This window comes from Pseudomonas putida, assembly GCF_001941965.1.
In the GTDB taxonomy this organism is placed as follows: Bacteria; Pseudomonadota; Gammaproteobacteria; order Pseudomonadales; family Pseudomonadaceae; genus Aquipseudomonas; species Aquipseudomonas putida_L.
Genome location: NZ_MKZO01000013.1, coordinates 33,109 through 58,156, shown reverse-complemented (window position 1 = coordinate 58,156; position 25,048 = coordinate 33,109). Strand labels below are relative to the sequence as shown.

The 25,048-nt window shown below is 64.2% G+C and carries 23 protein-coding genes and 1 pseudogene; 9 read left to right on the top strand and 15 right to left on the bottom strand.

Features of this window, described 5'->3' with window-relative positions; all coding sequences use genetic code 11:
- Positions 1-26: 26 nt before the first annotated feature.
- Complete coding sequence (gene ppx, locus PSEMO_RS09640) at positions 27-1,529, top strand: exopolyphosphatase (RefSeq protein WP_075802842.1); 1,503 nt, start codon at positions 27-29, stop codon at positions 1,527-1,529.
- Here the strand turns inward: ppx and ppk1 are convergent.
- Positions 1,516-3,681, bottom strand: a complete 2,166-nt coding sequence (gene ppk1 / locus PSEMO_RS09635) for a polyphosphate kinase 1 (protein WP_372239108.1) — start codon at positions 3,679-3,681, stop codon at positions 1,516-1,518. The genes ppx and ppk1 overlap by 14 nt on opposite strands.
- A gap of 97 nt (positions 3,682-3,778) precedes the next feature.
- Positions 3,779-4,789 carry a porphobilinogen synthase gene (gene hemB, locus PSEMO_RS09630; RefSeq protein WP_075802840.1) on the bottom strand — a complete coding sequence of 337 codons (1,011 nt, stop codon included), beginning with the start codon at positions 4,787-4,789 and terminating at the stop codon, positions 3,779-3,781.
- Between the two features lie 208 nt (positions 4,790-4,997).
- On the opposite strand from hemB, the gene PSEMO_RS09625 reads away from it, so the two are divergent.
- Positions 4,998-5,633, top strand: coding sequence for a DedA family protein (locus PSEMO_RS09625; RefSeq protein ID WP_075802839.1), 636 nt, complete (start codon positions 4,998-5,000; stop codon positions 5,631-5,633).
- A gap of 501 nt (positions 5,634-6,134) precedes the next feature.
- Here the strand turns inward: PSEMO_RS09625 and PSEMO_RS33780 are convergent.
- Positions 6,135-6,761 (bottom strand): annotated as a pseudogene (locus PSEMO_RS33780) (sterol desaturase family protein); the annotation flags it as partial.
- Between the two features lie 113 nt (positions 6,762-6,874).
- Here PSEMO_RS33780 and elbB point away from each other — a divergent pair.
- Positions 6,875-7,540 (top strand): isoprenoid biosynthesis glyoxalase ElbB, encoded by a 666-nt coding sequence (elbB, locus tag PSEMO_RS09615; RefSeq protein WP_075802837.1) that lies wholly within the window; start codon positions 6,875-6,877, stop codon positions 7,538-7,540.
- Between the two features lie 106 nt (positions 7,541-7,646).
- On the opposite strand, the gene PSEMO_RS09610 is transcribed toward elbB, so the two are convergent.
- Positions 7,647-8,108: a YaiI/YqxD family protein gene (locus PSEMO_RS09610; RefSeq protein ID WP_075802836.1), complete on the bottom strand. Its 462-nt coding sequence runs from the start codon at positions 8,106-8,108 to the stop codon at positions 7,647-7,649.
- 63 nt (positions 8,109-8,171) lie between these two features.
- Entirely contained in the window at positions 8,172-10,067 is a 1,896-nt protein-coding gene (locus PSEMO_RS09605) for a cytochrome c/FTR1 family iron permease (protein ID WP_075802835.1), read from the bottom strand.
- A gap of 328 nt (positions 10,068-10,395) precedes the next feature.
- On the opposite strand from PSEMO_RS09605, the gene PSEMO_RS09600 reads away from it, so the two are divergent.
- From PSEMO_RS09600 to PSEMO_RS09585, 4 genes are read left to right on the top strand one after another with little or no spacing between them, the layout of a single operon-like run.
- A complete protein-coding gene (locus PSEMO_RS09600) occupies positions 10,396-11,790 on the top strand; it encodes a COG3014 family protein (RefSeq protein WP_075802834.1) in 1,395 nt (464 codons plus the stop codon).
- 14 nt (positions 11,791-11,804) lie between these two features.
- Positions 11,805-12,176, top strand: coding sequence for a YcfL family protein (locus PSEMO_RS09595; RefSeq protein WP_075802833.1), 372 nt, complete (start codon positions 11,805-11,807; stop codon positions 12,174-12,176).
- An 18-nt stretch (positions 12,177-12,194) separates the two neighbouring features.
- The gene (gene lpoB / locus PSEMO_RS09590) at positions 12,195-12,785 is read left to right on the top strand and encodes a penicillin-binding protein activator LpoB (RefSeq protein ID WP_075802832.1); all 591 of its coding nucleotides are present in this window, start codon (positions 12,195-12,197) and stop codon (positions 12,783-12,785) included.
- A 3-nt stretch (positions 12,786-12,788) separates the two neighbouring features.
- Positions 12,789-13,532, top strand: coding sequence for a penicillin-binding protein activator LpoB (locus tag PSEMO_RS09585; protein WP_075802831.1), 744 nt, complete (start codon positions 12,789-12,791; stop codon positions 13,530-13,532).
- 110 nt (positions 13,533-13,642) lie between these two features.
- Here the strand turns inward: PSEMO_RS09585 and PSEMO_RS09580 are convergent, their stop codons facing one another.
- The 3 genes from PSEMO_RS09580 to PSEMO_RS09570 all read right to left on the bottom strand — a co-directional run bounded on the left by PSEMO_RS09580 (position 13,643) and on the right by PSEMO_RS09570 (position 16,858).
- Complete coding sequence (locus PSEMO_RS09580; protein ID WP_075802830.1) at positions 13,643-14,275, bottom strand: LysE family transporter; 633 nt, start codon at positions 14,273-14,275, stop codon at positions 13,643-13,645.
- A gap of 85 nt (positions 14,276-14,360) precedes the next feature.
- On the bottom strand, positions 14,361-14,948 hold the full coding sequence (locus tag PSEMO_RS09575; protein ID WP_075802829.1) for a mechanosensitive ion channel family protein: 588 nt from the start codon (positions 14,946-14,948) through the stop codon (positions 14,361-14,363).
- Complete coding sequence (locus tag PSEMO_RS09570; RefSeq protein ID WP_075802828.1) at positions 14,948-16,858, bottom strand: ATP-binding cassette domain-containing protein; 1,911 nt, start codon at positions 16,856-16,858, stop codon at positions 14,948-14,950. The genes PSEMO_RS09575 and PSEMO_RS09570 overlap by 1 nt, the downstream gene beginning before the upstream one ends.
- Before the next feature lie 50 nt (positions 16,859-16,908).
- On the opposite strand from PSEMO_RS09570, the gene PSEMO_RS09565 reads away from it, so the two are divergent.
- A complete protein-coding gene (locus tag PSEMO_RS09565; RefSeq protein WP_075802827.1) occupies positions 16,909-17,391 on the top strand; it encodes a TIGR02444 family protein in 483 nt (160 codons plus the stop codon).
- Here the strand turns inward: PSEMO_RS09565 and PSEMO_RS09560 are convergent.
- Positions 17,367-18,521 carry an AlgP family protein gene (locus PSEMO_RS09560; protein ID WP_075802826.1) on the bottom strand — a complete coding sequence of 385 codons (1,155 nt, stop codon included), beginning with the start codon at positions 18,519-18,521 and terminating at the stop codon, positions 17,367-17,369. The genes PSEMO_RS09565 and PSEMO_RS09560 overlap by 25 nt on opposite strands.
- 240 nt (positions 18,522-18,761) lie before the next feature.
- Here PSEMO_RS09560 and PSEMO_RS09555 point away from each other — a divergent pair, with 240 nt between their 5' ends.
- The gene (locus PSEMO_RS09555; protein WP_075802825.1) at positions 18,762-19,424 is read left to right on the top strand and encodes an FKBP-type peptidyl-prolyl cis-trans isomerase; all 663 of its coding nucleotides are present in this window, start codon (positions 18,762-18,764) and stop codon (positions 19,422-19,424) included.
- A gap of 28 nt (positions 19,425-19,452) precedes the next feature.
- Here the strand turns inward: PSEMO_RS09555 and PSEMO_RS09550 are convergent, their stop codons facing one another.
- The 6 genes from PSEMO_RS09550 to hemC all read right to left on the bottom strand — a co-directional run bounded on the left by PSEMO_RS09550 (position 19,453) and on the right by hemC (position 24,988).
- Entirely contained in the window at positions 19,453-19,923 is a 471-nt protein-coding gene (locus tag PSEMO_RS09550) for an Rsd/AlgQ family anti-sigma factor (RefSeq protein WP_075802824.1), read from the bottom strand.
- 228 nt (positions 19,924-20,151) lie between these two features.
- Complete coding sequence (locus PSEMO_RS09545; protein WP_075802823.1) at positions 20,152-20,673, bottom strand: disulfide bond formation protein B; 522 nt, start codon at positions 20,671-20,673, stop codon at positions 20,152-20,154.
- A gap of 199 nt (positions 20,674-20,872) precedes the next feature.
- Positions 20,873-22,111 (bottom strand): heme biosynthesis HemY N-terminal domain-containing protein, encoded by a 1,239-nt coding sequence (locus PSEMO_RS09540; RefSeq protein WP_075802822.1) that lies wholly within the window; start codon positions 22,109-22,111, stop codon positions 20,873-20,875.
- Complete coding sequence (locus PSEMO_RS09535; RefSeq protein ID WP_075802821.1) at positions 22,108-23,238, bottom strand: uroporphyrinogen-III C-methyltransferase; 1,131 nt, start codon at positions 23,236-23,238, stop codon at positions 22,108-22,110. The genes PSEMO_RS09540 and PSEMO_RS09535 overlap by 4 nt, the downstream gene beginning before the upstream one ends.
- 44 nt (positions 23,239-23,282) lie before the next feature.
- A complete protein-coding gene (locus PSEMO_RS09530) occupies positions 23,283-24,050 on the bottom strand; it encodes a uroporphyrinogen-III synthase (RefSeq protein ID WP_075802820.1) in 768 nt (255 codons plus the stop codon).
- The gene (gene hemC, locus PSEMO_RS09525; protein WP_075802819.1) at positions 24,047-24,988 is read right to left on the bottom strand and encodes a hydroxymethylbilane synthase; all 942 of its coding nucleotides are present in this window, start codon (positions 24,986-24,988) and stop codon (positions 24,047-24,049) included. The genes PSEMO_RS09530 and hemC overlap by 4 nt, the downstream gene beginning before the upstream one ends.
- Positions 24,989-25,048: the final 60 nt, after the last annotated feature.

Here is a 25,048-nt window from a genome sequence, read left to right as displayed (position 1 = left end):
AGGTTAACGACCGAGAAGCCATTACCATGCCCCATTCCTCCGCCAAGAACCTTTCCCTGATCGCCGCCATCGACCTGGGCTCCAACAGTTTCCATATGGTTGTAGCCAAGGCCCATCACAGCGAGATCCGCATCCTCGAGCGCAACGGAGAGAAGGTCCAACTGGCGGCCGGCATCAACGAAGAACGCCAGCTCAGCGAAGAGTCCATGCAGCGCGGCCTCGACTGCCTGAAGCGTTTCTCCCAACTGATCAACGGCATGCCTCCGGGCTCGGTGCGCATCGTCGGCACCAACGCCCTGCGCGAAGCGCGCAACCGCGGCGAATTCATCCGCCGCGCCGAAGAAATCCTCGGTCACCCAGTGGAAGTGATCTCCGGCCGTGAGGAAGCCCGCCTCATCTACCTGGGTGTTTCCCACACCCTCGCCGACACCCCGGGCAAGCGCCTGGTCGCCGACATCGGCGGCGGCAGTACCGAATTCATCATCGGCCAGCGCTTCGAGCCGCTGCTGCGCGAAAGCCTGCAGATGGGCTGTGTCAGCTTCACCCAGCGCTATTTCCGCGACGGCAAGATCACCCCGGCGCGCTATGCCCAGGCCTACACTGCCGCGCGCCTGGAACTGATGAGCATCGAGAGCGCCCTGCACCGCCTGGGCTGGGACGAAGCCATCGGCTCCTCCGGCACCATCCGCGCCATCGGCTCGGCGATCAAGGCCGCCGGCCTGGGCAGCGGCGAGGTCAACGCCGAGGGCCTGGCCTGGCTCAAGCGCAAGCTGTTCAAGCTGGGCGAAACCGACAAGATCGACTTCGACGGGGTCAAGCCGGACCGCCGGACGATCTTCCCGGCCGGCCTGGCGATTCTCGAAGCGATTTTCGACGCCCTCGAACTGCAACGCATGGACCACTGCGACGGCGCCCTGCGCGAAGGCGTGCTCTACGACCTGCTCGGCCGCCATCACCACGAGGATGTGCGCGAACGCACCCTCACCTCGCTGATGGAGCGCTATCACGTCGACCAGGGCCAGGCCGCGCGGGTCGAGCGCAAGGCGTTGCATGCCTTCGACCAGGTGGCCAAGGCATGGGATCTTGAAGAAGGAATCTGGCGCGAACTGCTGGGCTGGGCGGCCAAGGTGCATGAAGTGGGGCTGGACATCGCCCACTATCACTACCACAAGCACGGCGCCTACCTGATCGAACACTCCGACCTGGCCGGCTTCTCCCGCGAAGACCAGCAAATGCTGGCCCTGCTGGTGCGTGGCCACCGCCGCAACATTCCCAAGGACAAGTTCGCCGAGTTCGGCGACGAAGGCACCAAGCTGATCCGCCTGTGCGTGCTGCTGCGCTTCGCCATCCTGTTCCACCACATCCGTGGTACCCAGCAGATGCCAACGGTCAAGCTGCACGCCAGTGACGACAGCTTGAACGTGGCCTTCCCCGATGGCTGGCTGCAGGAGAACCAGCTGACCCAGGCCGACTTCGACCAGGAAGCCGAGTGGCTGGCCCGGGTCGGTTTCGTCCTCAGCGTACGCTGAGGATCGGGTTGCTCAGGCGCTCCAGCAGGGTTGCCTGGGCACTGCGCGGGTTCTGGTTGCCGGTCGGCGAGCTGCGCACGTAGCGGCCGTCCGATTGCAGGATCCACGAATGGGTATTGTCGGTCAGATACCCTTCCAGCTCCTTCTTCACCCGCAGCAGCAATTTCTTGCCTTCCACCGGGAAGCAGGTCTCGACGCGCTTGTCGAGGTTGCGCTCCATCCAGTCGGCACTGGACAGGAAGATCTGCTCGTCACCGCCATTGAGGAAGTAGAACACCCGGGTGTGCTCGAGGAAGCGGCCGATGATCGAGCGCACGTGGATATTGTGCGAGACCCCGGCGATGCCCGGACGCAGGCAGCACATGCCACGCACCACCAGATCGATGCGCACGCCGGACTGGCTGGCCTTGTACAGCGCGCGGATGATCTTCGGATCGGTCAGCGAGTTGAATTTGGCAATGATGTGCGCCGGCTTGCCTTCCACGGCGAACTGGGTTTCCCGGGCGATCATGTCGAGCATGCCTTTCTTCAGGGTGAAAGGCGCGTGCAGCAGCTTCTTCATGCGCAGGGTCTTGCCCATGCCGATCAACTGGCTGAACAGCTTGCCGACGTCCTCGCACAGGGCGTCGTCGGAGGTCAGCAGGCTGTAGTCGGTGTACAGGCGGGCGTTGCCGGCGTGGTAGTTGCCGGTACCCAGGTGCGCGTAGCGCACGATCTCGCCGGCTTCGCGCCGCAGGATCAGCATCATCTTGGCGTGGGTCTTGAAGCCGACCACACCGTAGATCACCACGGCGCCGGCAGCCTGCAGGCGGCTGGCCATCTGCAGGTTGGACTCTTCGTCGAAACGCGCCCGCAGTTCGATGACCGCAGTCACTTCCTTGCCGTTACGCGCGGCATCCACCAGCGCATCGACGATTTCCGAGTTGGCGCCGCTGCGGTACAGGGTCTGGCGCACGGCCAGGACGTGCGGGTCCTTGGCGGCCTGGCGGAGCATGTCCACCACCGGAGTGAAGGACTCGAACGGGTGCATCAGCAGGATGTCCTGCTTGCCCACCACGCTGAAGATGTTGTCGCTGTTCTGCAGCAGCTTGGGAATCGCTGGCGTGAACGGCGTGTATTGCAGCTCCGGGTGGCTGTCCAGGCCGGTGATGCTGAACAGGCGGGTCAGGTTGACCGGACCGTTGACCTGGTACAGCTCGCTTTCGCTCAGGCTGAACTGCTTGAGCAGGTAGTCGGACAGGTGTTTCGGGCAGGTGTCGGCGACTTCCAGGCGCACCGCGTCACCGTAGCGACGGGAGAACAGCTCGCCGCGCAGGGCGCGGGCCAGGTCTTCCACGTCTTCGGAGTCCAGTGCCAGGTCGGCGTTGCGGGTCAGGCGGAACTGGTAGCAGCCCTTGACCTTCATGCCCTGGAACAGGTCGTCGGCGTGCGCATGGATCATCGACGAGAGGAATACATAGTTGTCGCCAGGGCCACCGACTTCTTCCGGCACGCGGATGATCCGCGGCAGCAGGCGTGGCGCCGGGATGATCGCCAGGCCGGAATCGCGACCGAAGGCATCGATACCCTCCAGCTCGACGATGAAGTTCAGGCTCTTGTTCACCAGCAGCGGGAACGGGTGGGTCGGGTCGAGACCGATCGGGGTGATGATCGGCGCGATCTCGTCGCGGAAGAAGCGACGCACCCAGGTCTTCAGCTTGGTGGTCCAGTGACGGCGACGGATGAAGCGGATCTGGTGTTTTTCCAGCTCCGGCAGCAGCACGTCGTTGAGGATCGCGTACTGGCGCTGCACTTCGCCGTGCACCAGGTCGCTGATGCGGGCCAGCGCCTGGTGCGGCTGCAGGCCGTCGGCGCCGGCCTGTTCACGGGCGAAGGTGATTTGCTTTTTCAGGCCCGCAACACGAATTTCGAAGAACTCGTCCAGGTTGCTGGAGAAGATCAGCAGGAATTTCAGCCGCTCCAGCAAGGGGTAGGACTCATCCAGCGCCTGTTCCAGTACGCGGATGTTGAATTGCAGCTGGGACAGCTCGCGGTGGATGTAGAGGCTGGTGTCATCCAGGCCCGGGATCGCCACGGCCGGCGTCGGCGCGACGGCCGGCGTTTCCGCAGTGACCACCGGAACCGCAGCGGGCTCCGCCGGGGTTTCCAGCATCGGCTCGGGTACGGCCGCCTCTTCCTTCACGTCCTTGATGTCCTTAACCGCAGCTTCGATCAGTGCTTCGTTATTCATATTGCGTTCCTGAAGGGCGTTACTGCCCTCTCATCAATTGTGCGGCGCGCACAGCGAAATACGTGAGAATGCCGTCGGCACCCGCCCGCTTGAAAGCGGTGAGCGATTCGAGAATGACACCTTCGGAGAGCCAGCCATTCTGGATCGCCGCCATGTGCATCGCGTATTCGCCGCTGACCTGGTAAACGAAGGTCGGCACCTTGAACTCGTCCTTGACCCGCTGAAGGATATCCAGATACGGCATGCCTGGCTTGACCATGACCATATCGGCGCCTTCGGAGAGGTCGGCCGCCACTTCATGCAGCGCCTCGTTGGTATTGGCCGGATCCATCTGGTAGGAGGCCTTGTTGGCCTTGCCCAGATTGAGCGCCGAACCGACCGCATCGCGGAACGGACCATAATAGGCGCTGGCGTACTTGGCCGAGTAGGCCATGATGCGGACATTCACATGACCGGCCAGTTCCAGGGCCTCGCGGATCGCCTGGATGCGGCCGTCCATCATGTCGGACGGTGCGACCACCTGGGCGCCGGCCTCGGCGTGGGACAGGGCCTGGCGGACCAGGGCATCGACGGTGATGTCGTTCTGGACGTAGCCCTCTTCATCGAGGATGCCGTCCTGACCGTGGGTGGTGAACGGGTCGAGGGCGACGTCGGTGATCACCCCCAGCTCCGGGAAGCGCGCACGCAGGGCGCGGGTAGCGCGCTGGGCAATGCCTTCCGGGTTCCAGGCTTCGGCGCCATCGAGGGATTTCTTCTCGGTCGGGGTGACCGGGAACAGGGCCAGGGCCGGAATACCCAGCTCGACCCAGCCTGCCGCCGCTTCCAGCAGCAGATCGATGCTCAGGCGCTCGACGCCCTGCATGGACGCGACTTCCTCGCGACGGTTTTCACCCTCGAGGACGAATACCGGAAGAATCAGGTCGTCGACCGTCAGGACATTCTCGCGAACCAGGCGACGGGAAAAATCGTCGCGGCGGTTGCGACGCAGGCGGGTACCAGGGAACAGGCGATTGGCAGGGGTAAAGCTCACGGCAGACTCCTGAGCCCGCACGAACAGGCGGGCGCGACAGTTATAAGCGGCCATTATGACGCTTGTGTGACAGGCTGGTGTAAGACTGCGACCTACAGACGCAGTCATTGTCCTCTGTAGGAATTGTTCACGTCGAGACACATTTGGACACTTTCCCGAAAGGCCATGAAGGGGTAGGCTGCGCGTTCATTTCGCCAGCATCCAGAAAATGCTCCAACAATTCCTGCAAGATTTTGGCTACTTTGCCCTTTTTCTAGGTACGTTCTTTGAAGGCGAGACCATCCTGGTGCTTGCCGGATTCCTGGCGTTCCGCGGATACATGGATATCAACCTGGTGGTGCTGGTGGCCTTCTTCGGCAGCTACGCCGGCGACCAGCTCTGGTACTTCATGGGGCGTCGTCACGGGCGCAAATTGCTCGCGCGCAAGCCGCGCTGGCAACTGATGGGCGACCGCGCACTGGAGCATGTGCGCCGCCATCCGGACATCTGGGTCCTGAGTTTCCGCTTCGTCTATGGCCTGCGCACCGTGATGCCGGTGGCCATCGGCCTGTCCGGCTACCCACCGCGCCGTTATCTGCTGCTCAACGGCATAGGCGCGGCGATCTGGGCCCTGGCCCTGGGCGCTGCCGCCTACCACTTCGGCGCCATCCTCGAAGGCCTGCTGGGCAACGTGAAGAAGTACGAGCTATGGGTGCTCGGCGGTCTGCTGGTGCTCGGCGCCCTGCTGTGGCTGCGCCGGCGTTTCAAGGCCGCGCGCATCGCCAAACAGGAAGCGCAGGCCCATCAGGCTGAGCAGGCTGTAGCCAAGCAGAGCGACACCTCCCAGGACAGTGACCGGCCCTAAGCCGGCCCACCCCGCCAAGGCGAAGGCTGGCACATTCAGCGCCAGCCGCCACAGTTCCAGTTTCAGCGCCCAGGGCCGGTTCTCCAGCGCCGCCCCCAGCACGAACAGCCCGAACCCCATCACCAGCGCGCCCAGCAGCAAGGCCGACAGCGGCAAATGCGGCCCGGCGTTCATCAGGTAGCTGCCCAGCGCCACGTACACGGCGAACTGCAGCAGCACATACACCTGCCGTGGCATGGCGAGGGGCACTTCGAATTTCTGGAAGTTCGCCAGATCCTGCCTGGCCTGTGGATAACGTTGCGCCACATCCTCCGGGCGCCAGCCAGTAGGCATGAACCAGATTCGCAGCTTGTCCTGCCAGCGTGAAGCGCGCCGCGCATCGCTCCACAGCTGGGCATAGAACTGCAGGTTGGCCCACAGCGGATTCCAGCTCGCCAGCGGCGTGGTCACCCCGAAGATCACCGGCTCGGCGTCGTCTTCGGGCTGGAAGGTGCCGAACAGGCGGTCCCAGAGAATGAACACACCGCCATAGTTGCGATCCAAATACAAAGGATTCTGCGCATGGTGGACGCGATGATTGGATGGCGTGACGAAGATCCATTCGTACCAGCCCAGCTTCGGGATGTGCCGGGTGTGCACCCAGAACTGGTACAGCAGGTTCAGCGCGCCGACGCTGACGAACACCAGCAGCGGCACACCGAGCACGGCCAGGGGCAGGTAGAAGATCCACGACAGCAGGAAGCCGGTGCTGGTCTGGCGCAGGGCGGTGGACAGGTTGTAGTCCTCGCTCTGGTGATGCACCGAATGGGCGGCCCAGAGGATGTTGCGCTCGTGCCCGAAGCGGTGCAGCCAGTAGTAGCAAAAGTCATAGGCGACGAAGGCCAGCACCCACACCCACCAGGCCTCGGCCGGCAAGCGGAACAGCGCCAGGTGTTCCACGGCTACGGCATAGGTCACCAGCCCCACGCCCTTGGTGAGCAAACCAAAGGTGGTGGACAGCACCCCGGCACTCAGGCTGTTCACGGTGTCGGCCAGTCGGTAATTACGCTGCCCGCGCCAGCGATCGGCCAGCAGTTCCACCGCGATCAATACGAAGAAAAACGGCACGGCGAGCAGGATGAAGTCCATGGCAGGTCCATTTTCAGGCGATGGATCAAGATTAGGCCTACGATCCAGTAATCCCTATGGCGACAACTGCCAAATTAGACGACATTTAGCGCCTTGAAACGGGAGTAGGAAGCATGACCAAAAAAGTTGCTGTGATTCTGTCGGGCTGCGGCGTCTACGACGGCGCGGAAATCCACGAAAGCGTGATCACCCTGCTGCGCCTCGACCAGCGTGGCGCCCAGGTGCAATGCTTCGCGCCGAACATCGCGCAGATGCATGTGATCAACCACCTGACCGGCGAAGAAATGCCCGAGACGCGCAACGTGCTGGTCGAGTCGGCGCGGATTGCCCGCGGCAACGTCAAGGACCTGGGTGAAGCGGATGTCGACGACTTCGACGCGCTGATCGTGCCTGGCGGCTTTGGCGCGGCGAAAAACCTCTCCAGCTTCGCCGTCGACGGCCCGGGCTGCAGCGTGCACCCGGATGTCCTGGCCCTGGCCGAAGCCTTTGCCGAGGCGGGCAAGCCGGTCGGGCTGATATGCATTTCCCCGGCGCTGGCGGCGAAGATCTACGGACCGGGCGTGGTCTGCACCATCGGCAACGATGCCGACACCAGCGCGGCCATCGTCAAGATGGGCGGCACCCATGAAGAATGCGATGTGCATGACATCGTCGAAGATACCCAGCGCAAGCTGGTCAGCACCCCGGCGTACATGCTGGCGCAGTCGATCAGTGATGCGGCGAGCGGGATCTACAAGCTGGTTGACCGGGTGCTCGAGTTGACCCACGAAGGCGAGTAAGCCTCCAGGGCCTCATCGCTGGCAAGCCAGCTCCCACATTGACCGCGTGCACCGCTGAACCTGTGGGAGCTGGCTTGCCAGCGATAGGGCCCTCAAGACCAACCCATCAACCGGGAAACTGCCTCACCAGCCGGGTCAGGATCCGGTCCAGCGCATTGGCGAACGCCTGCTTCTCCTTCTCCCCATAAGGCGCCTGTCCTCCCCCGACCTGCCCCTGCTCGCGCAGATCGGTAAACAGGTTGCGCACCGCCAGCCGCTCGCCCATGTTGCGCTCATCGAACTCGCGTCCGCGCGGATCCAGCGCCGCCACGCCGTTCTTCACCAGGCGGTCGGCCAACGGCACATCGCTGCAGATCACCAGCTCACCCGGCACCGCATGCTCCACCAGATAATCATCGGCAGCATCCGGCCCACTGGGCACCACGATCAGCTTCACCAGGGCGAACGGCGGCTTGGCCTGGGGCCCGCCGGCCACCATCACCACTTCGAACTGACGCTTGAGGGCGAACTTGACTACCTGATCCCTGGCCAGCTTCGGACAGGCATCGGCATCGATCCAGACACGCATGAGGAAGTTATCCACAACTTGAAACGGGCGGGCAGTATCGCCGCTCGCCCGCCCCGCTTCAAATCAGGACGCCGCCACCCGACGCGAGGCCAGCCAGCTGCGCCCGTACAGGACAATGACAGCGAGCAAGGCAACGGCCTGGGCCGACAGCGAATACAGGTCGGCATGGATGCCCAGCCATTCGAAATCGAAGAACGGTACCGGATGGGTACCGAAGACCCCGGCCTCCTGCAACGCCTTGACCCCGTGACCGGCGAACACCACCGACAGCGCGCAGAGCAGCGCGGCGTTGATGCTGAAGAACAGTGCCAGCGGCAGCTTGGCCGAACCGCGCAGGATCACCCAGGCCAGACCCACCAGCAGCACCAGCGCAGTGGCGCCACCGGCCAGCACCGCCTGGTGACCCGCCGGGCCAGCCTGGAGCCACAGGGTTTCGTAGAACAGGATCACTTCGAACAGCTCGCGATACACCGAGAAGAACGCCAGCACGGCAAAGCCGAAACGACCGCCACCGCCCACCAGGCTGCTCTTGATGTAGTCCTGCCAGGCGGCAGCATGCCGGCGGTCGTGCATCCAGACCCCGAGCCACAGCACCATGACGCTGGCGAACAACGCCGTACTGCCTTCCAGCAATTCGCGCTGGGCACCGCCGACATCGATCACATAGGCCGCCACCGCCCAGGTAGCAAATCCGGCGACCAGCGCCAGGCCCCAGCCGATATTGACGCTACGCACCGCCGCCTGTTGCCCGGTGTTGCGCAGGAAGGCGAGGATCGCCGCCAGCACCAGGATCGCTTCCAGGCCTTCGCGCAGCAGGATCAGCAGGCCGGAAATGAAGCTCAGCGACCAGCTCAGGCCATCGCCACCAAGCAGCCCTGCGCAGTCCTTGAGCTTGGCCTTGGCGATCTCCAGCCTGGCCTTGACCTGCTCCAGCGGCAGGCCGTCCTGCAGCGACTGCCGGTAGGCCATCAGGGCTTTCTCGGTGTCCTTGCGCAGGTTGCTGTCGACGTTGTCCAGCGAGCTTTCCACCAGCTCGAAACCTTCCAGGTAGGCGGCTACCGACAGGTCGTAGGCCTGTTCGTGGTCGCCGCTCTGGTAGGCCGCAAGGCTCTGGTCGAGGGTGTTGGCGGTGTAGTCGAGCAGTTGCCCCGGCCCGCGCTTGACCTGCGGCGGCTGGGCGCGCTGGGCACGGAAGGTCTGTACGGCATCGGGGCCTTGGGCAGCCTGGACTTCGGCCGGGGTCTGGCGGGCCAGGTCGCCGAGGCTGAACGGCTTGTCGCTGGCCGCCTTGGCCGGATCAGCGGTGAAGCTGGCGATATAGGTCGCCAGGTCCCAACGCTGGCGCTCGTCCAACTGGTCGGCGAAGGACGGCATATCGGTGCCTTCGATGCCCAGGCCGAGGGTGTTGTAGATGTCGTAAAGGCTCAGATGATCGAGCCGCGCGGTATCGCGCAGGTTCGCCGGGGCCGGCTCCAGACCGACACCCGCCGGGCCGTCGCCGGCACCGGTGTCGCCGTGGCAGACCGAGCAATGCTGGGCATACAGCGGTGCACCACGGCTCGGGTCGGGGGTGATCAGCGGCGCCAGCGCCACCTCATAGGCCAGCGCCAGTTCGGCACCCAGTTGCCGGGCCTGACGAGCAACACCCGGACCGTCCTGACGCTCGCTGATGGCCTGGCGCAGCGCGGTTACGCCCTCTTCCAGCGCCTTGCGCTGCGGGCGCTCCGGCAGATCGGCCAGCAGCCCTTGCAGGGTGCCGACGAATTCCAGTTGCTCACGGTACTCGGATTCGTCGATGACCTTGCCAGCCTCGACGGTCGGCGGGTAGTCGGCGCCGATGTAATCCAGCAGGTGCAGGGCTTTCGCCGCCCCCTCGACAGGTTCGGCCAGTGCCATGGCACTGCCAAGGGCCAGCACCGGCCAAAGCAGCCAGGCAATCAAGCGGGAGCGGGAAATCATGGGGCCAGTCTCGGAGGTCAACGACGGAGCGAATATTGTTCACCGGCGTCCTGGCAGGCTCAAGGCGAATCGTAAAAATTAGCAACAATTTCATCAATTGCCACTTTCATCCCCCCGGCAGTTACCGTTCGTCCGGTCCTTGGGGGATAATGGCACGGATAGTGGCACTTACCCGCTGTAAAAAACAGCGCCCCTGTCTCCCAGAGAAATGGCGCCTAATACGCCGCGCCTTCCAATATAGCCATTCGAAATCAACGCGAAGCACATAAGAACATTTCGGACTTAATGATCCGAAAAACGACTCTGCCAATTACTCAGGGAAGATGTAATGAAGTCCCGCGCTCTGACGCTTGCCACGCTCTTCGTGGCCACCCAGTTGACCGGCTGCGCCGTGTTTCGCAGCTACGACAGCGAACTCAAGGAAACCAACCAGCACCTGACGGCCGGCAATGTCGACGCCGCCCTCGCCGTGCTGGAAAAGAACAACAAGAGCGAGGACAAGGACCTGCTCTACTGGTTCGAGAAAGGCGAACTGCTGCGCTCCAAGGGCGACCTGGCCGGCAGCCAGAACGCCTGGCACGAAGCCGACGGCATGGTGTTCAAGTGGGAGGAGTCGGTCAAACTCGACACCGACAAGTACCTGAGCCAGTTCGGCAGCTACCTGGTCAACGACAAGGTCCGCCGTTACGAGGGCTACGACTACGAAAAGGTCATGCTGACCACGCAGATGGCCCTTAACCTGCTGGCCCGGAATGACTTCGACGGCGCCCGCACCGAGATCAAGAAGACCCACGAGCGCGAGGCGCTGATCGCCGAGCTGCGCGACAAGGAATACCTCAAGCGCGAAGAGCAGGCCGAACAGCAAGGGATCAGGACCGCGTACAAGGATCTCAAGGGCTACCCGGTCGCCAGCCTAGACGCCCCCGAGGTCATCAGCCTGAAAAACAGCTACCAGAGCGCCTTCAGCCACTACCTCTCCGGCTATGTCTACGAGGCCCTGGGCGAACAGGGCTTGGCCGCGCCGGGCTATCGCAAGGCCGCCGAGCTGCTGCCGAACACGCCACTGCTCGAACAGGCGCTGCTCGACCTCGACAAGGCCCCCGGCAAGAGCGATGACCAGCACAAGGACAGCGACGTCCTGATCGTGGTGCAAAGCGGCCTGGCGCCGGCCCGCGACTCGATGAGCTTCGCCCTGCCGCTGATCGTCCAGGGCAACCTGGTGCTGACCCCGCTGTCGTTCCCGGTGATTCGCGAAGACACCTCCACCGCGCCGGTCGGCCAGGTCAGCCTGGACGACAAGCCCCTGGGCCTTACCGCCCTCAACAGCACCTCCGCCATGTCGCGCCGCGCCCTGCGCGACGACATGCCGGGCATCATCCTGCGCAGCACGGTGCGGGCAGCCACCCGGGTCGTGGCGCAGAAAAAGCTCAACGAGACCAACCCCATGGCCGGCCTGGTGCTCGGTCTTGCGGCCGCCATCACCGAAGGCGCCGACACCCGCACCTGGCGCACCCTGCCCAACGAAACCCTGGTCACCCGTGTACGCCTGAGCCAGGGCGAGCACCGCCTGAGCCTGGGCAGCGGCAAAGTCGCGGTCACCATCGACCGGCCGTATCAGGTCGTCGCCCTGCGCGTGATCGGCAACCAGCTGTTCAGCGCCGGCCAGGCCGTGCACCCCGTCATTCCTCCTGCGTCGGCAGCGGCCGTCGCCAGCCTCAAGTAACCGAAGGATTCGCCATGCGTTTCAAGCTTTCCGTCGCCCTCGCCGCCGCCTTGCTGGCCGGCTGCGCCACACCACCGCCACCTGCACCCGGTAGCGCTGCCAGCAAGGTCGCGGTCATGGGCAAGCTGAAGAACATCGAGACCGGCCCGATGCGGGTCGCCCGCGAGAACGGCTTCCTCACCGTCAAGGTGGCGCTGAACAACACCAGCGGCAGCAACAAGACCCTGTTCTACCGCTTCGCCTGGCTGGGCAACGACGGTTTCCCGGTCGCGGATGAAGAGAGCTGGAAAACCCTGACCCTGTACGGCGCGCAATCCACCGTACTGCCGGCCATTGCCCCGGTGCCGCAAGCCACCGATTTCCGCCTCGAAGTCCAGTCCCAGTAATTTTCCCAGGAGTTTTCCATGAAGTTCGTCCAGGTTTCCCTGCTCGCCGCCGTCGTTGCCCTCGCCAGCGGCTGCTCCACACCGTCCCCGGTGCTGGGCAGCAAGAACATCAGCTACGGCGATACCAAGGCCGTCGAACTGGTAACCAACGAGTTCGGTTCCACCGACCTGCAGATGATCGCCGAAAGCATGACCCGCTCCCTGGCCCAGTCCGGCGTGCTGCAGGGCCGCCCGGTGGTGCAGGTGTATGACGTGAAGAACAAGACCAGCGAGTACATCGATACCCGCGAGATCACCACCTCGATCAAGACCCAGCTGATGAAGTCCGGCAGCGCCCGCTTCGCCAGCGACAACAACCAGATGGATAGCCAGGTCGACCAGCTCAAGCTGCAGAACCAGAGCGGCCTGTACAAGAAGAGCACCATCGCCAGGACCGGCAACATGATTGCCGCCAAGTACCGCCTGGAAGGCTCGATCAGCTCCATCGTCAAGCGCAGCAGCGACTACAAGGACGTCTTCTACAAATTCAGCCTGCAACTGGTCGACGTCGAAAGCGGCCTGGCCGAATGGATGGACGAAAAAGAAATCCGCAAGACCACGGAGCGATAAGCAATGCGTGCATGGATGGGAATTCTCGGCCTGGCCTGCGCCTTCGGCGTGCAGGCAGCGCCGAAGGTGGCGGTGACCGATCTGGCCTACCAGGAGCGTGTGGAGCAGTACATCCACATCGTTTCGGCGCAGAACAGTTCGTCGGCGAGCCTGTATCACGCCAACAGCTCGTCCAACTACAACGAGTTCGAGAGCAGCGAGAGCTACATCGAGCAGACCGAACTGCGCAAGTTCAGCGGTGACATCAAGGGCGAGATCCTCAAGTCCGGGATGTTCCAGCTGGTCCAGGGCACGCCGTACATCACCGGCAGCAAGACCGATGTCTACGACATCATCAAGCGCATCAAGGCCGGCGACTTCAAGGGTGCCGACTATGTGCTGTTCGGCACCTTGTCGGATGTCGACTTCCAGCGCGACATCAACGCCCTGGACCACACCAACAGCTACTCGGCGGTGCTGGGCCTGAGCCTGGTGGCTGACTTCAGCCTGATCAACACCCGCACCTACGAGATCACCTCGGCGTTCACCGCCCTGGGTGAAGGGCAGGACACCAAGCTGGTGGGTTCGCGGGATATCAAGGTCAGCCTGAACCGGCCAAGAGTGGTGCGGGAAGTGTCGAAGGCGCTGGGCGAGGATGTGGCCCGGCAGATGGCGGAGCAGTTGGGTGGGCGGGTGTCCGGGGCGGAAGGTCGCCCGGTGCAGCGCAACAATCTGCCGCCGGATGAGCCGGCGAAGATCCTGCGTTGAATTCACTGGCCTCATCGCTGGCAAGCCAGCTCCCACAGGTTCACCACTGTTCTTGAGAACACCGCTGTACCTGTGGGAGCTGGCTTGCCAGCGATAGGGCCGGTACTACCTCAGACCGGCGCCCGGCGAATGGTGGCCAGCAAGGTCGCCGCACCCAGGAACAACCCGGCAAAGGTCCGGTTCATCCGCCGCTGCTGTTTCGGCGTACGCAGCAGGCGCAGCACCTTCGACGCCAGCCCGGTGTAACCCGCCATCACCAGCAGGTCCACGCTGATCATGGTCACGGTGATCATCACGTACTGCGGCAACAGCGCCTCATGCGGGTTGATGAACTGCGGCAGCACCGCGAGCATGAACACCAGCGCCTTGGGGTTGCTGACGTTGACCAGGAAACCCCGGAACACCAGGCTCAACGGCTTGCCGATCGGCCGTACCGCCGACTCGTCTGAGAGGTCCGCCGGCAGCGCCCGCCATTGCTTGACCGCGAGGTAGATCAGGTAAGCCACGCCAAACCACTTGATCACCTGGAACGCCGTCGCCGAAGCCGCCAGCACCGCACCCACACCAGCCGCAATAATGGCGATCTGCAGGATCAGGCCCAGTTGCAGGCCCAGGGCATTCCAGTAGCCACGCCAGAAGCCATATTGCAAACCGCAGGACATCGAGGCGATGGCCCCGGCGCCCGGCGACAGACTGATTACCCAACAGGCGGCAAAAAAGGCCAACCACGTTTCCAGCGACATCTCACACCTCGGCCACAAAATCGGTTCAAGGGCTCAACGCTAATCCGCCTGCAAGAAAATCACCACAAAAGTTTTCAGTGGCCGATCACTTGCCGAGGGACTTGTCCTCGCCCACCAGTGGCAGCCCATCGCTACCCCGCCAGCGGCGTACGGACTTCTGGAAGAACTGGCTGTTCGGCACCTGCACCAGCGCACCGCCAGTCTCGGGCATTTCCACCAGGGTGGTGAACAGCAGGTTGATGGCCGTGACCCGGCCTTTGATACCGGGTTTGTCGGTGGTATCGACCAGTTCCACCACATCACCGATGCGGAATGGGCCGACGGTGAAGATCAGCACCGCACAGAGCAGGTTGGACAGCACGCTCCAGATGGCGAAGAACGCGACGGCAGCCACGGCGACGAAGCCTGACAAGGCCGTCCACAGCACGGTAGCGGAAACCCCCAGGCGCTCCAGCACGAAGATCAGCGCGCTGCCCATGATCAGCCAGCGCAGGCCACCGCGCAGCGGCATCATCAGTTGTGGCGGCAGCGGGTAGCGCTCGCCCAGGGTCTTGAGGCTGCGCGCCACCAGACGCTGCAGAACGAACGCCACCACCAGGATCAGCAGGATCTGCAGGCCCATCCAGAACGGCCCGAGCCATTCCACCGGAATCATCTGCCGCAGCGCTTCCATCAGGACAGTGCCTCCAGCTCCGCCTGCATGGTCTCCAGCACTTCCAGCGCTTCCATCCAGGCTTCTTCCAGTTCGGCTTCGCGGGTTTTCAGCTGGGCCTGACGGGCCAGCAGGTCGCGCAGTTCATCCTTGCGCGCCGCTTCGTAGACGCCGCTGTCGCCGAGGCTGGCCTCGACCTTGGCGAGGTCCCCATGCAGCTTGCTCAACTCGGCTTCCAGCTTGTCGGCCTGGCGCTTGTGTGGCGCCAGTTGCTGACGCAGCGCGGCGGCGGCCTGGCGCTGGGCCTTCTTGTCGGTCTTGTCCGGGTTGACCGGGGTGTTGCTCACCGGCACATTGCGCTGGCGATAGTCGACCAGCCAGCGGGCGTAGTCGTCGAGGTCGCCATCGAACTCGCTGACCTTGCCGTCGGCGACCAGGAGGAATTCGTCGGTGGTGCTCTTGAGCAGGTGACGATCGTGGGACACCACCACCACGGCGCCGCTGAATTCCTGCAGGGCCATGGTCAGCGCCAGGCGCATTTCCAGGTCCAGGTGGTTGGTCGGTTCGTCGAGCAGCAGCAGGTTCGGCCGCTCCCAGGCGATCAGCGCCAGGGCCAGGCGGGCTTTCTCGCCGCCAGAGAAATTCAGCACCGGCTCGTCGCAACGGTCGCCACGGAAGTCGAAGCCGCCGAGGAAGTCGCGTAAGGTCTGCTCGCGCTCGCTCGGCGCCAGGCGTTGCAGGTGCAGGAGCGGGCTGGCCTTGCTGTCCAGCGAATCGAGCTGGTGCTGGGCGAAGTAGCCGACCGAGGTGTTCTCGCCACGGACCAGACGCCCGGCCAGCGGTTGCAGCTCGCCGGAGAGGTTCTTGATCAGGGTCGATTTACCCGCGCCGTTGGGGCCGAGCAGGCCGATCCGGGCACCCGGCACCAATTGCAGCTTGACCTTCTCCAGCACGGTTTTCTCGCCATAGCCCAGGCGGGCTTCGGACAGGTCGAGCAACGGGCTGGAGATCTTCTGCGATTCGCGGAAGACGAAGTCGAACGGCGAATCGACATGGGCGGCGGTCAGCTCTTCCATGCGTTCCAGGGCCTTGATCCGGCTCTGCGCCTGACGGGCCTTGGTGGCCTGGGCCTTGAAACGGGCGATGTACTTTTCCATGTGCGCGCGCTGGGCCTGTTGCTTCTCGTAGGCCTGTTGCTGCTGCGCCAGGCGCTCGGCCCGGGCCCGCTCGAAGGCGGTGTAGCCGCCGCGATAGAGGGTCAGCTTGCACTGTTCGACATGGGCGACGTGATCGACCACGGCATCGAGGAAGTCACGGTCGTGGGAAATCAGCAGCAGCGTGCCCGGGTAGCCCTTGAGCCAGTCTTCCAGCCAGAGGATCGCGTCGAGATCGAGGTGGTTGGTCGGTTCGTCGAGCAGCAGCAGGTCGGACGGGCACATCAGGGCCTGGGCCAGGTTCAGGCGCATCCGCCAGCCCCCGGAGAAGTCGCCGACACGGCGGTCCATCTGCTCATTGGTGAAGCCAAGGCCGGCCAGCAATTTGCGCGCACGGGCGTCGGCGGTGTAGCCGTCGGCGCTGTCGAGTTCGACATGCAGACGCGCCAGCGCCGCGTTGTCGTGGGCGGCTTCGGCGGCGGCAAGCTCGTCCTGGACCTTGCGCAGGCGGATATCTCCGTCGAGCACATAGTCCACCGCCAGGCGATCGAGGGTGTCGACCTCCTGGCGCATATGGGCGATACGCCAGTCGCCAGGCAGCTGGCAGTCACCCGAATCCGGGGTGAGCTCGCCGCGCAGCAAGGCGAACAGGCTGGATTTGCCGGCGCCATTGGCACCGATCAGGCCGGCTTTCTGGCCGGCGTGCAGGGTCAGTTCCGCGCCGTCTAGCAGGCGTTGCGGACCACGCTGTAAAGTGAGGTTCGAAAGTCTGATCATAATGGCGGCGGAGTCTACCAGCTTCGCTGGCAACTGGCGCGAGCAGGAATATGCACACCGACCTGTGGGATTTCGCCATCGGGCTCTATGCCCGTCCCGGCGTGGAAACAGCCTGCCTGGAATTGCAGGCACTGGGTGCCGACGTCTGCCTGATGTTGTGCGGCGCCTGGCTGGAGCAGCGGCACGTGGAGATCAGCGACGAGCGTGTCGAGCGGCTGCGGCAATTGGCCGGGCCTTGGCAAATCGATGTGGTTCAACCCTTGCGCGCACTACGACAGCAATGGCGTGGGGACGCGCTGAAGGATCCGCAACTGGCGGCCTTGCGTGAGCGCTTGAAAGCACTTGAACTGGATGCGGAACGCGTGCAACTGCAACGCTTGCAAGACGCTTGTGCTGGCTGGCCGAGCGGAGCCGAAGCCCCGCCGGAAAGCTGGCTGACCCGGCTGGCGCCGGCAGCCTCCCGCGATCACGACGCGCTGCAGGTGCTGCGCGTCGCGACGGGAACGACTCAGGAAGCCGAAGACGGCGTCTGAGTGTTTGGGGTAGCGGCAGGGGTTGCCGCTGGCGCTGGCGAAGCAGCAGGCGCCGGTGCCGCTGTAGCAGGCGCAGCCGGGGTGGCTGGCTTGGCCGCAGCGGGCTTGGCGGCGGCTGGTTTGGCCGCTGGCTTGGCTGCTGCAGGTTTGGCGGCAGGTTTCGCAGCGGCTGGTTTGGCTGGTGCCTTGGCCGCAGCAGGCTTGGCTGCTGGTTTGGCGGCAACTGGCTTGGCGGCTGGTTTGGCGGCGGCAGGCTTGGCAGCTGGTTTCGCAGCAGCAGGCTTGGCGGCCGGTTTCGCAGCTACGGGCTTGGCAGCAGCGGGTTTCGCAGCAGCTTTTGCTGGCGCTTTCGCAGCGGCAGCGGCGCTGGTCGGCTTGGCCGCAGCAGGCTTGGTTGCGGGTTTGGCAGCTACTGGCTTGGCAGCGGGTTTGGCTGGAGCCTTGGCAGCAGCGGTTTTCGCGGCGGGTTTGGCGGCAGCCGCTTTAGCAGCAGGCTTGGCAGCTACCGGCTTGGCGGCTGCCTTGGCTGGAGCCTTGGCAGCCGCGGTTTTTGCGGCCGGTTTGGCGGCAGCGGCTTTGGCCGCTGGCTTGGCAGCAGCAGGTTTCGCAGCGGCCTTGGCTGGCGCCTTAGCAGCAGCAACCTTGGCAGCTGGCTTGGCCGGCGCCTTGGCGGCAGCAGGCTTGGCGGCCGGTTTAGCGGCTGCCTTGGCAGCAGCAGGTTTAGCCGGAGTACGAGAAGACAGGGCCTTGGCTGCAGCTTCACGAACCTTGCCGACACCCTGGGCAATCTTCAGGCTTTCCTGGGCATCTTTTTTCAGTTGCGCAATATAAGTACGGGTCTGGGTCTGACGCTCTTTCAGCGAATCGAGCAGTGCTTCCAGTTCGCCAACTGCGCCTTTTGCCTTGTCCTGTGCCTTGGCTTTACCAGTGGCCGCAACGTCCTGAAGTTTCAGACGGGACTTGTGCAGTTTTTCCTGAGCCTTGCCACGTTGTTTCTCCAACTTGGCGAGCAGTTTTTCCGCATCGGCCAGCGCTTGCGAGCAGGCATTTTCCAAATGCTCGAGCAGGCTGCCCGAGAGTTGTTGCAGCAGGTGCAACGGCGTGTTGACTGGCTTCTTGTTGGCCGACATGGCTTTCCTCCTGGCTGACGAAATTGCGGCTCATACTAGACCTGTGCTGCTATCGCCGCTAGGGCATGTTGACAGTAAAGAAGTCGCCGCGTTGCATGCCTGGGCAAAGTTGTTGAAGCTGCCGCTCCGGGCAAGTGTAGATGCTGTGTTACAGATTGCAGACAATTAACTAACTTGCCTCCGCGAACGGGCATAATCAACACCGCTGCAACTCTTCTTTGTCATCTTCGGAGCCAGGCCGTGCCGCGCTATTTGCTGCTGTCATTATTCTTCCTGCTGCCCCCGGCCCATGCGGAACAAAGCGCATCGCCCTCGGATCACGACCTCGCCTATAGCCTCGGCGCCAGCCTGGGCGAACGCCTGCGTGCAGAGGTTCCGGGGCTGCAACTCCAGGCCTTGCTCGAAGGGCTGCAACAGGCCTACCAGAACAAGCCACTCGCCCTGTCCCAGGAGCGCATCGACGCGGTCCTCGCCCAGCATGACCAGCAGGCCAATGACGCTGCCGCGCAGTCCCATGTCGAACAGGCACTGGCCGCCGAGCGCCGTTTCATCGCCAACGAGCGAGGCCGCGCAGGCGTGCGTGAGTTGAGCGATGGCGTGCTGATGACAGCCCTCCAGCAAGGCACGGGCGCCAGGCCTAAAGCGGGCGGCAAGGTGAAGGTGAAATATGTCGGAAGATTGCCGGACGGCACGGTGTTCGACCAGAACGACCAGCCCCAGTGGTTCAACCTGGACAGCGTGATCGCGGGTTGGCAGGCAGCACTGCCGGAGATGGCGGCGGGTTCGAAGTACCGCCTGGTGATCCCGTCGGAGCAGGCCTATGGCGCCGATGGCGCGGGTGACCTGATCGCGCCCTACACGCCCCTGGTATTCGAGATCGAACTGCTCGACGTTGCCGACTGAGCAATCGGCAACGTTTCAGCACAGGAAGTCAGACAGTCGCTGGCGCTTCTTCCTTGTGGGCGGTATGCAGCACTTCGATAAGGCAGTCTTCCAGCTCGAAACGCTCGCGCAGCTGGCCACCCAGCTTTTGCAATGACTCGGCAAAGTGGCCGTTGTCGTTGCACTTGCCCTCGCTGCACTTGTCGTTGAACGACAGGGCAATCTCGGTACTGACATCGATACGCGGGTTGATCTGCTCCGCCAGCTCCAGGCCGCGGTTGTCACCGAACGCCTTGGCTTCGCTGATCAGCTGTTCGCAGATTTCGAAATGCCAGGCCGATACGTAATCGACGAGAATTTCGCAGAAGCGGCCATTGAGCGTCTTGTCGGCAAATGCCGGCTTGGCATCGCGCAATTCGCGGAACGCAGTAACCAGCTCCTCTCGCTCCAGCAGCCAGCGGTCAATGAGCTTGTGAACCCCACCCCAGCGTTCCTGAGCATTCTGACAACTATCTAACATGGCGGTCTCATCCCTTAAGGGTCGTGCCCCCTGCGCCCCGGTATCGCAAGTCGCGATAGAAAAGGAACAACGGCAGAACGGCATTGAGCAGCAGTGTTTTCGGTATGCGTGCAGGGGAGATTATTCCCGCACGCCCTTGGCTTCAAGGTACGCAGGCGACTAGTTTCATACAAGTGTTTAATCCTGCGACCCATCGCCGCCGGTCGTTTGAAACGGCGACCAGCCCTTTCATGACCCCGGCGAGTCGGCCAGGTTCAGCCGGTGTTTGGGAAGCAGGCGCAGCAGCACTGCCAGTGCTAGTGCGACAAAGGCCAGCAGGCTCCATTCCGGGACGCTGAGACTGAAGAAGCTCCAGGTGATCGGCACGCACTCGGCCGAGCCCAGCACCAGCCCATGAAGCCATTCAAGCACGGTGCCGTGCTCGAGCAGGTAGGCCAGGTTTTGCTCGCAGGGTATCTCGGGAACAGGAAACAGCCCTTGTAGCCAGACATGCCGCGCCGCCAGCGCGCTGCCGAGCAGCGACAGCCCCAGGCACAGGCACAGCCAGCGCCGTGCCGCAGTGGGCCCGGGCATGTGCAGCATCGCGCCCAGGCAGGTCAGCGAGAATGCCGCCAGCAGGAAACGTTGCCCCTGGCACAACGGGCACGCCGCCAGGCCCAGGCCGAACTCGAGGTAGAACGAGCCGGACAGCACCAGGAAGGACGCCAGGAAAGCCGGGAAGAAAAAGGAGCGCAGACAGGCCAAAGGCATGGCAGGACCAGGGCAGAAAAGACATTTGGCAACGGTAGAGGAAAGCGCTTGGTTGTTTCAAGAAGCAACCAACCGGACAAGTCTCTGATTTTTATTGGAAAATTCGCCTAACTTGGTAGGAAAAATCCACAAATCAACCAGGAACCCTCTACTAGAGCCCTTCAGGGGCTGACCCTTGCGGTCAGCCCCTGATGCCGGGTCAGGCGCGAACCGGGTCCGGCAACGGCAGGGCCAGCAGGCGCTCGTCGAGCAGGCCAAGGCCCTCCTGGAACAGCGCGTTGCTGCGCTCGTTCTCGCCAAGGCCGGCCAGCAGGCGGGCCAGCTCGGCGCAGGCTTCGGGGTTGCGCTGCAGGCGCAAGCTGCTTTCGAGATAATCGCGAGCCTTGCCCCAGAGCCGATTCTGCAGGCTCAGACGGCCCAGGGTCAGGAGCAGGCTCGGGTCGTCGGCGTGGGTCTTGAGCCAGCCTTCGGCGGTCTGCAGCTGCTTCGCCGGATCGCTGCCGCGCACCAGTCCGTAGAGGCGCGCGAGATGACTCTCGTATTCACGCTTGAGGGCAGTGCGAAGAATTTCCTCCGCTTCGTTTTCCGCACCCAGTTGACGCAGCTGCTCGGCATAGGCCAGGACCAGTTGCGGCTCCTGGCGCTGGGCGTTGGTCAACTGCTGCCAGGCACGCTCCAGCGACTGGCGCGCGGCCTGGCCGTCGTCTTCGCGCTGCACCGCCAGGGACAGGTTCTGCCCCCAGGCACGACGCTCCAGCTCGGCCAGCTCCTTGCCCGAGAGCACCTTGTCCTTGCGCAGCTCCGGCATCAGGCGGATCAGCGCCGACCAGTCGCCACGTTGCTGATACAGGCGCTGCAGTTGACGCAGCACCTGGGCATTGTGCGGATGGCGTTCGTGCATGGCTTGCAGGGTTTCCAGCGCGGCATCCGTGTCGCCGCGATCCACCTGCAACTGCGCGTGGGTCAGGGCGATCGCCAGCTCGGCCTGGGGCTGCCGCTCCAGGGCGCGCTCCAGCAGGTTGTCGCTGTCTTCGGTGCGGCCCAGCTCGTTGGCCGCACGTGCAGCACCGAGGTAGTACAGCAGCGGCTGACGCTCGGCCTCGGCGGCGCGATGCAGATGGCGCTGGGCACTGGCCCAGCGCCCTTCGGCCAGGTCCAGCTGCCCCTGCTCGATGGCCAGGCGGGTGCGCCGGCTGCGGTTGCGCCGCGACCAGGGGTTGACCACACCAGTGGAGGTCAGCACCAGGCCGATCAGCAGCTTGAGCAGCCACAGGACCAGGACCACTGCAACGATCAAGGCCAGGGTTGCCCACAGGCTCGATTCGTAGCGGAAGCTGTCATAGGCGATCAGCACGTAGCCACTGTGTTTGGCCACGGCGATACCCAGCAGGGTGGCGACGATGATCGCCACGACCGCGAGGATATAGGCGCGTTTCATGGCGTCGCCTCCCCGGCTTTCTCACCTGGCTGGCGCAAGATGGCTTCCTCGGCAGGCAAGTGCCGGCGCTCAAGATAGGCCTGCACGGCGGTCAGGCTTTCGGCCAGGTCCGGAGTGACCACGGTCACCGGCTCCTTCACCAGGGCATTGAGTTGCTCCAGCATCAGGCGGCTCTGCTCGTTGTCCTTGTTGAAGTTGCCCAGCAGCACGCTGCGGGCTTCGTCCAGCGCCTGGCCGTAGACCTTGGCTTCACCGTTGAGCGCCGCCCACTGCGCCTGCTCCAGCGCCAGGCTCAGGGCCAGGCGCACCTGCGCCAGGGCCTGGCCGGCAAGCAGCGGACGAATGTTTTCATCGGCGTTGAAGTTGATGCGGAAGTAGCGCGAGATCTCCGCCCACCACTGCGACCAGCGACTGGCACCGTCGCCGTCCGAGGTCAGGCCGAACAGGGCCTCGCCATCGTTCTTGAATTCCGGCGCCAGCACATTGAGCTGCACCACCTGCTCGCGCAACGCGGCGAGCTTGAGGAACAGACCGGTGCGGTCAGGCTGCTGCACGCTGTTCAGCGCGGCAAGGCTGCGGGCCAGTTGCTCGCGAGCGGCGAAGGAGGCCGGATCGCTTTGCTCGCGCAGGATCTGGTCGGCGCCTTCGACCAGGGCGCGGGCGCTGGCGATGTCCTGCAACGCGGAGAGACGCAGGCTGGCCAGGCGCAACAGGTGCTCGGCCTCGGCGAGGCGCCAGTCCTTGCGGCTGGCGCCGAGGACGGTTTCCAGACGCTGGCTCAGCCGTTGCTGATCGCCCTGCAACTGCGCTACCAGACGGCGGCGGTCTTCCAGCTCGCTGGCCGGCGGCAGGCTGCCCAGCTGGGCCGAGAGCTGCTGCTCGCGGGCCTGCAAGGCTTCGCTCTGCTGGTTGAGTTGGCGGACCTGCTCGACCTGGTCCTGGTTGACCTGCTGCAGGTGCCGCACCTGCCACAGCCCCCAGCCACCCGCCGCGACACCGGCGGCGCCAAGCAGCAGGGCGAGGATCGCCAGACCGTTACCGGAACGCCCGGAAGACGCGGGTGCGGGAGTCGCCGGAGCCTCGGACGTCGTTTGCTGTTCTTCGTTAGGCAAGGCTGTTTCGCTCACGTATCCATCCTTTGTTTTCAGGCGCGTCGCCTCAGCTTAGCGCCTCAGGAAGCGGGCGCAGGGGTTTCCTGCAACGCCGCCAGCAAAGCCGTGGCACTCGCGCCACGACAATCCACCACATTCTGCGCGCCGGCCTCGCGGGCGATCTGCGCCACCCGCGGGCTCGGCACGAACAAGGGCAGCCGCGCCACGCGCGGCCAATCCTGCGCAGCCAGGGTGCGCAAGTGTTCGAAGCCCTGCCCACTGCTGACCACCAGGCCGTTCAGGCGTTCCGCTTCGATGCGTTGCACCAGGGCCTGGGCAGGGTAGTCGGGGAGGCTGCGACGGTACAGCGGCAGATAGTCGACACGCGCACCGAGTGCCGTCAACTGGTCCGCCAGCAGCTCGCGCCCCTCCTCGCCGCGCATGATCAGCACCCTCGGTACCTCCGAGGTCAGGGCCGCCTGCAATTCAGGGAGGCGCAGCAGTGCTTCGCTGTCGTCGCCGCTCTCCGGAAAATGCACGGTCAGGCCCTGCTCCTGGAGCACGGCGGCGGTCGCCGCGCCCACGGTGAACCAGGCCAGCGACGGTAGCGCGGGCCAGTGTTCGGCACAGAGCTCCAGGCCCAGCCGGGCCGCCGGCTTGCTGACCACGATAACCGCCCGGTAGCGATCGAGATTGCGCACCAGCGCCCATTGCATCTCCGAAACCGCCAGTGGCTCGATCTCCAGCAAAGGCATGCAACTGCCGTACACACCGGCGTCACCGAGGGTGGCGGCGAGGGCCGCGCAGTCCTCGGCCGGCCGGGTCAGCAGCAGCCGCCAGGCGGTCACGGGTGACCGGCCTCGCCATAGACCGCCTTGAGGATTTCGCCGGCGCCCTGGGCCAGCAGCGCTTCGGCCACCTGCACACCGAGGGTTTCGGCAGCGCCACGCGGAGCGCGGGCTTCGGCATTGAGCAACGCGCCACCGGCCGGTTCACCGACCAGGCCACGCAGCCACAGCTGGTCGCCTTCGAGCACGGCGTAGCAGGCAATCGGCACCTGACAGCCACCGTTGAGGTGTTTGTTCAGTGCACGTTCGGCGCTGACGCGGTCGGCGGTATCGACATGGTGCAGAGGCGCCAGCAGCGCGTGGATTTCGCTGTCGGCACTGCGGCATTCGATGCCCACCGCACCCTGGCCGCCAGCCGGCAGGCTGTCGTCGACGCTGATGGTGTCGGTGATGCGGTCTTCGAAGCCGAGGCGGATCAGGCCGGCGGCGGCGAGGATGATGGCGTCGTACTCGCCGGCATCCAGCTTGGCCAGGCGGGTGTTGACGTTGCCGCGCAGGAAGCGGATCTGCAGGTCCGGACGGCGGGCCAGCAACTGGGCCTGGCGGCGCAGGCTGGAGGTGCCGACGATGCTGCCGGCCGGCAGGGCATCGAGGCTGGAATAGGTATTGGAGACGAAGGCGTCGCGCGGGTCTTCACGTTCGCAGATGCAGAACAGGCCCAGGCCTTCGGGGAAGTCCATCGGCACGTCCTTCATGGAGTGCACCGCGATATCGGCTTCCTGTTCGAGCAGCGCGGTTTCCAGTTCCTTGACGAACAGGCCCTTGCCACCGATCTTCGACAGCGGCGAATCGAGCAGCTTGTCGCCGCGGCTGACCATCGGCACCAGGGTCACGGTCAGGCCCGGGTGGGCCTGTTCCAGACGGGCTTTGACATATTCGGCCTGCCACAGGGCAAGGGCGCTTTTGCGGGTGGCAATGCGGATTTCGCGAGTGGACATGGAACGATCCGTACGAGAGTGATTCGCCGGATGATAACAGCTAGATCAAAGTCTCTTGCA

Coding starts and splice junctions, on each gene's coding strand:
- ppx (WP_075802842.1), top strand. CDS start 27: ATGCCCCATTCCTCCGCCAAGAACCTTTCCCTGATCGCCGCCATCGAC.
- ppk1 (WP_372239108.1), bottom strand. CDS start 3,681: ATGCTGGAAACCCCGGCGGAGCCCGCTGCGGTTCCGGTGGTCACTGCG.
- PSEMO_RS09625 (WP_075802839.1), top strand. CDS start 4,998: ATGCTCCAACAATTCCTGCAAGATTTTGGCTACTTTGCCCTTTTTCTA.
- elbB (WP_075802837.1), top strand. CDS start 6,875: ATGACCAAAAAAGTTGCTGTGATTCTGTCGGGCTGCGGCGTCTACGAC.
- PSEMO_RS09610 (WP_075802836.1), bottom strand. CDS start 8,108: ATGCGTGTCTGGATCGATGCCGATGCCTGTCCGAAGCTGGCCAGGGAT.
- PSEMO_RS09605 (WP_075802835.1), bottom strand. CDS start 10,067: ATGATTTCCCGCTCCCGCTTGATTGCCTGGCTGCTTTGGCCGGTGCTG.
- PSEMO_RS09600 (WP_075802834.1), top strand. CDS start 10,396: ATGAAGTCCCGCGCTCTGACGCTTGCCACGCTCTTCGTGGCCACCCAG.
- PSEMO_RS09595 (WP_075802833.1), top strand. CDS start 11,805: ATGCGTTTCAAGCTTTCCGTCGCCCTCGCCGCCGCCTTGCTGGCCGGC.
- lpoB (WP_075802832.1), top strand. CDS start 12,195: ATGAAGTTCGTCCAGGTTTCCCTGCTCGCCGCCGTCGTTGCCCTCGCC.
- PSEMO_RS09585 (WP_075802831.1), top strand. CDS start 12,789: ATGCGTGCATGGATGGGAATTCTCGGCCTGGCCTGCGCCTTCGGCGTG.
- PSEMO_RS09580 (WP_075802830.1), bottom strand. CDS start 14,275: ATGTCGCTGGAAACGTGGTTGGCCTTTTTTGCCGCCTGTTGGGTAATC.
- PSEMO_RS09575 (WP_075802829.1), bottom strand. CDS start 14,948: ATGGAAGCGCTGCGGCAGATGATTCCGGTGGAATGGCTCGGGCCGTTC.
- PSEMO_RS09570 (WP_075802828.1), bottom strand. CDS start 16,858: ATGATCAGACTTTCGAACCTCACTTTACAGCGTGGTCCGCAACGCCTG.
- PSEMO_RS09565 (WP_075802827.1), top strand. CDS start 16,909: ATGCACACCGACCTGTGGGATTTCGCCATCGGGCTCTATGCCCGTCCC.
- PSEMO_RS09560 (WP_075802826.1), bottom strand. CDS start 18,521: ATGTCGGCCAACAAGAAGCCAGTCAACACGCCGTTGCACCTGCTGCAA.
- PSEMO_RS09550 (WP_075802824.1), bottom strand. CDS start 19,923: ATGTTAGATAGTTGTCAGAATGCTCAGGAACGCTGGGGTGGGGTTCAC.
- PSEMO_RS09545 (WP_075802823.1), bottom strand. CDS start 20,673: ATGCCTTTGGCCTGTCTGCGCTCCTTTTTCTTCCCGGCTTTCCTGGCG.
- PSEMO_RS09540 (WP_075802822.1), bottom strand. CDS start 22,111: ATGAAACGCGCCTATATCCTCGCGGTCGTGGCGATCATCGTCGCCACC.
- hemC (WP_075802819.1), bottom strand. CDS start 24,988: ATGTCCACTCGCGAAATCCGCATTGCCACCCGCAAAAGCGCCCTTGCC.